Source organism: Gillisia sp. CAL575, assembly GCF_000403785.1.
In the GTDB taxonomy this organism is placed as follows: domain Bacteria; phylum Bacteroidota; class Bacteroidia; order Flavobacteriales; family Flavobacteriaceae; genus Gillisia.
This window is the reverse complement of sequence record NZ_APHJ01000041.1, coordinates 1-4783: the sequence shown is the minus strand read 5'-3', so window position 1 is coordinate 4783 and position 4783 is coordinate 1. Positions and strand designations below refer to the sequence as shown.

Sequence of the window (4783 nt, the reverse complement as noted above, 5' to 3'; positions counted from 1 at the left end):
TACCTTCCAAAAGGAACAGACTTCAATAAAATTGATCAAAAACAACTACAGATAATACAGGACAAACTAAACAATAGACCTCGTAAAATTCTAGGGTACAATACACCTCAAGAAATGATGGATCTTGAACTAAAAAAATTATATTTGAATACTTAACTTTTTATAACGCTTTGTTGCGTTGAATCCTTGAATCCAGCAAAACCACTAATCAATTAACCATATATGGAATTAAAAAAAATCATTATTCATGAATTAATTAAAAATAGAGGGGAGAATGAGACTGAACTAATTCTTTCTGATGAATTAATAAATATTAATGACAATGCAATTGGGCTTGTATCAACTTTAAATAAAAGTTTTAATACAGATAGAATTTTCCACGCAATATTTGACCAATCAGAAGGGAAATATTTTCCAGAAAAATTCACAGAATACTTACAATCTAATCGTGATAACGATGACTTTATCACCTACACTAGAAATGTCATTTCCAATCTCGATGATCAAGTAAAAAAGATAAATTTTGCAACGGGAGGATATTTTGCTTTTTGCGAATACAAAATCAATGGTTATGACTTCAATTCAGTTTTTCTAATTAGAGATATAGAAGGTAAAACTCTAGAAAGAACTGAACATTCCTTTACGATAGAAAGTATTGAATACGTCGACACCAATAATTTAGCCATGGCTTGTCGTATTAACGAGAATCGTCTAGAAGAAGATGAAATTAATTATCTAACCCTTACACAACTTAAACAACAAGAAATATCAGATTATTTTAAAGATTGGATTTGCATTGAACAACTTCAAAGTAGTAAAGAATATACAAAAGAACTTTATAACATTATTTCTCAAATTGAAAGACCACAAAATCCAGAAACGGATGAAGAGTATGAAATTGAAACTTTCCGAAATTTAGTCTATGGTTATATTTCAACTAACCCAAATAAATCTGTCAACATAAGAGATCTAAGTCAACATTTCTATAACGACCCGAACACCATATCAGAATATGCACATGAAAACGATATTACAATCGATACTGAATTCAGATATAATAATCGAGAATTGAAGAAATTCATTAAAGTTGAAATAAACAGAGATGGGATTAATCTAAAATTTTCGAGAGGGGCATTTAATGACAAAATTCGTTTATCCGATGAAGCGGATGATATTGTAATAATCGAATCTGATGCTTTTGCTAGAGCATTAAGAAAAGAGATTGCGGAAAATAATGAAAATGAAAATTTAGAAAATTGATGTTAGAACTCCAACATAATATATTCGATTTTATCAATTCGCTCAATTTTAAATTGGGGGAAAACTTAAAATGTAATTATTCTAATGAGTTCGAAAATTTCCTTAAAACTTCCTCAATACATTATGAAAACATAAGAGATCAAGAAATTTTAATTGAAAGAAAAAATTTACCATTTGAAATTTTCGAAGAAGTCTCCGATTATTTAATATTAAATACTATTAAAGAAAAAAATGATTGTTTAATATTATCTTATGAAGGTTATCCAGTATCATTAATAAAAGAGGAATCTTATATCAATTTTGAAAAAAAAGATGAATTTTATCTCTTCTCCAATTCTATATCATTCGTTCAGTTTATAGATTTTTTTAAAACTAAACAAACAGAAGATGAAGAAGGATTTCATTTTGTTGATTATGTAAATGATATTAGCCGCAAAATTGTTCTGACAAGCTTAGCAGAAAAAAGTAGACTAATAATAAAGTATTATAAAAATGTCCCTTTATTAGACACATCTATTAATTATTCAAAATTTCTACAATTATTTTTAACTTGTTTTACTAACGAAAACGCTAATCTCCCAAAATTTTTAAAAAGTTCTCTGATAAAATGGGGCGCAAGATTTGAGGAAAAAAATAGAGCTAAGAATATTTTTGAAGACTTAGCCAATATTACCAACGAAGCAAAAATTAATTTTGAGGTTTACATTAATAATTTATCCATAGATAAAATTAGTAAAGATTATGATGAATACAAATCAAAATATTTCCACGAGGTATCTGAAATATTAAAAAAACTGACAAACCAAATTATAGGTTTTCCACTTGTAATAGCATCATCTCTTTTTGCTATCGAGAAAGTAAAAAATAATGAAACTTTCCTTTATATATTGATTGTAGCATTGTTAGTAACTACGATATATTTGATTCTTTTATTGAATATGAGTTTCAAAGACTTAAATTATATAAAGCACCTATCAGACAAAGATTATAAAGCAATTAAAAACAATAACTTTTTCATAAAATACCCTAAGGAAAGAGAAACATTTGATAAAATACAAGGCAGAATTCAAACCAGGATTAAAAATTTAATTACGATATGTGACACATATTTTTGGACTTTAAGTTTTACAAATACCGCAATTATTTGGTGGATTCTTAAATATCTAAATGCCAATGATTTTATTTTATTTGTAACCCCAGCTATAATAACAGTCCTCCTTGTAATTAGTAGGAATAAAATATGGAATGAGGAGTAAAAACCGTTGCATAACATCGGTTATCGCAAATTAGCGGGTATTCAAGTAAAAGTTATATTTTAGTCTTCAAGTAAACAACAATTTAGCCGACAAGTTCGCGACCCTACTCCCGCTACTTGCGTTAACCAAGACCGTTGCCCACAATTAAAACGTCGAAATGAAAATAATGATCCTATTTCTATTTTTGATATTATCAAGCCCAATTTATGCGCAAAATGATTCTATTCAAAAAGAACGATACGAGGTAATAAATGCACTTTATAAAGATGTCGATATTGAACAATATGACCAAATAGAAATAGACAAGAATTTCTTTATATTTTTAGGTCTGAGTGCCATCATAAGTGCACCCGAATTCATAGACAATTTATATGGACACTGTGCAGATTTTGAAAATGAAAAAATATTATCATACTCTGATATTATAACTAAAGAGGATATTTCCGAAATGCATTATCAAATTGGATGGTTAGGAAATTATAAAACTGTTGACTCGACTTTGATATCCGATAAAATAAAATTATCGGATGAAAACAACAATTCCATAACCGCAACCACACTTCCATTGATCTCTAATAATAAAGCAATTGTTTATCGGACTAACAGAAATAACACCGAAACGTTGTTTGTTTTAATTAAAAAAGATGGAGAATGGATAATAAGATGTAGGAAAAATTTATACTTACGCTTTGACGACTGATAAAAAACTGTGGGCAACATCGGTTAAGCGCAAATAGCGGGCATTCTGGTGAAAAGTACTATTTTAGACACCAATTAAAAAACAACTAAGCCGACAAGAACGTGTCCCTACTCCACGCTACTTGCCTTAACCAAGACCGTTATGTGCCAGCCTACGTAAAATGAAATTAGAAGAGTTTGATAATTGGTTTGAAATATGGAGGAAGATCTTATTAGATCTAAATATCTCTATTATGAATACCAGATACCTTTTAACTATTCATGAAAATGACATTCAACAGGGAAAAAATTCGGGATTTTTCGATTATCATACATCACAGTTAAGATTTATTGTAGTAATACAACTATGTAAAATATTTGACAATTCCTCAAATCAAAAAAGAAACGTACACAAGCTATTTAACAGGTTGATTAATGAGAAATTAGACATTATGTTTAATGAAAAACTTAAAGAAAATCAAGAAAGTGATTCTGCAATTTCAAGTATTGATCAAATGATTAAAAAAGTACATATTCTAAAAGATGAACTGGAAAATCATTCTGAACTAATCAAAAAAATTGTTATTGGTAGAAATAAAATTTATGCTCACACAGATCCTGAATTTACTAGAGGTGAATACTCTTGGGCTCAACTTGATATTTTAGTAGATTTTAGCAATAGAATTTATAATGAAATTTATGGTGGAATTAATAATACAAATACTTTGTTCAAATTAAACCCAGGTTATTCGGTTGCAGAAATCCTATTGAAATTGAGGAATTCGGCCAGCACATAACATCGGTTAAGCGCAAATAGCGGGCAATTGAGTAAAAAGTGATATTTTAGTCACCAAGTAAAAAACAACTAAGCCGACAAGAATGCGTCCCTACTCCACGCTACTTGCCTTAACCAAGACCGTTGCAAACTATTGTTCAGATTGAAAAACGTGAAAATAAAGCGGAATATCTGAGTGAAAAAACAACCAATCACTCGCAACTGTTGCGCTGACCTTTTTTAGTTTTTAATAGATCAATATTTAATCAAATTTGAACTTGTCTAAAAGAATATTACAAAATGAAAAGTGTGAAAATTGGATGCATTTAAAATCAATGCGCGGATTCTTACTCGAACTTTAAAAAATAAAAACAGATACATTCAGCTCATTATGCTGACTTTTACTCAAGCATGAAAAATTGATAAATTGAATGCCTTTAGATATATAAATTTGACTTTCACTCAGACGCGAAAAATGATAAAATAATTAAGAACTAAAAAATTCAAAATTGACTCCTACTCAAACGTGAAAAGTTAATTTGAGATTCAGAAAAGAACAAATAAAGGCAGACAACAAAAGAACAAATTCCGAACATCACAACAGTATGCAACATCGGTTCCTATGAAAAGCAATAACCTTATTTCTTAAAGATAATATTTTAATTTCTCTTATTTCATACTTATAATATTTTAACGTGTTGAATTTTTGATGAAGCTTTGCTTCAGTAAGAATTCAACACAAAAATAACCTGCTCAGCATCCTATTTGTGGTCACTTCTTGAGTGCCACCAGCATCACTATGATTGTGGTTAAA

At 29.1% G+C, this 4783-nt stretch carries 4 protein-coding genes and 1 pseudogene; all 5 read left to right on the top strand.

All coding sequences use genetic code 11. The annotated features are described in order from the left end of the window. A pseudogene (locus tag I130_RS16830) lies at positions 1-156 on the top strand (IS30 family transposase); the annotation flags it as partial. Positions 157-222: 66 nt separating this feature from the next. Beyond that, on the top strand, positions 223-1260 hold the full coding sequence (locus tag I130_RS14135) for a nucleoid-associated protein (RefSeq protein WP_034924608.1): 1038 nt from the start codon (positions 223-225) through the stop codon (positions 1258-1260). Next, a complete protein-coding gene (locus I130_RS14130; protein ID WP_034924605.1) occupies positions 1260-2516 on the top strand; it encodes a hypothetical protein in 1257 nt (418 codons plus the stop codon). Before I130_RS14135 ends, I130_RS14130 begins: the two co-directional genes overlap by 1 nt. 157 nt (positions 2517-2673) lie before the next feature. Next, positions 2674-3216, top strand: coding sequence for a hypothetical protein (locus tag I130_RS14125; protein ID WP_034924602.1), 543 nt, complete (start codon positions 2674-2676; stop codon positions 3214-3216). A 160-nt stretch (positions 3217-3376) separates the two neighbouring features. Continuing rightward, complete coding sequence (locus I130_RS14120) at positions 3377-3991, top strand: hypothetical protein (RefSeq protein WP_034924599.1); 615 nt, start codon at positions 3377-3379, stop codon at positions 3989-3991. Positions 3992-4783: the final 792 nt, after the last annotated feature.

Coding starts and splice junctions, on each gene's coding strand:
- I130_RS14130 (WP_034924605.1), top strand. CDS start 1,260: ATGTTAGAACTCCAACATAATATATTCGATTTTATCAATTCGCTCAAT.
- I130_RS14120 (WP_034924599.1), top strand. CDS start 3,377: ATGAAATTAGAAGAGTTTGATAATTGGTTTGAAATATGGAGGAAGATC.
- I130_RS14125 (WP_034924602.1), top strand. CDS start 2,674: ATGAAAATAATGATCCTATTTCTATTTTTGATATTATCAAGCCCAATT.
- I130_RS14135 (WP_034924608.1), top strand. CDS start 223: ATGGAATTAAAAAAAATCATTATTCATGAATTAATTAAAAATAGAGGG.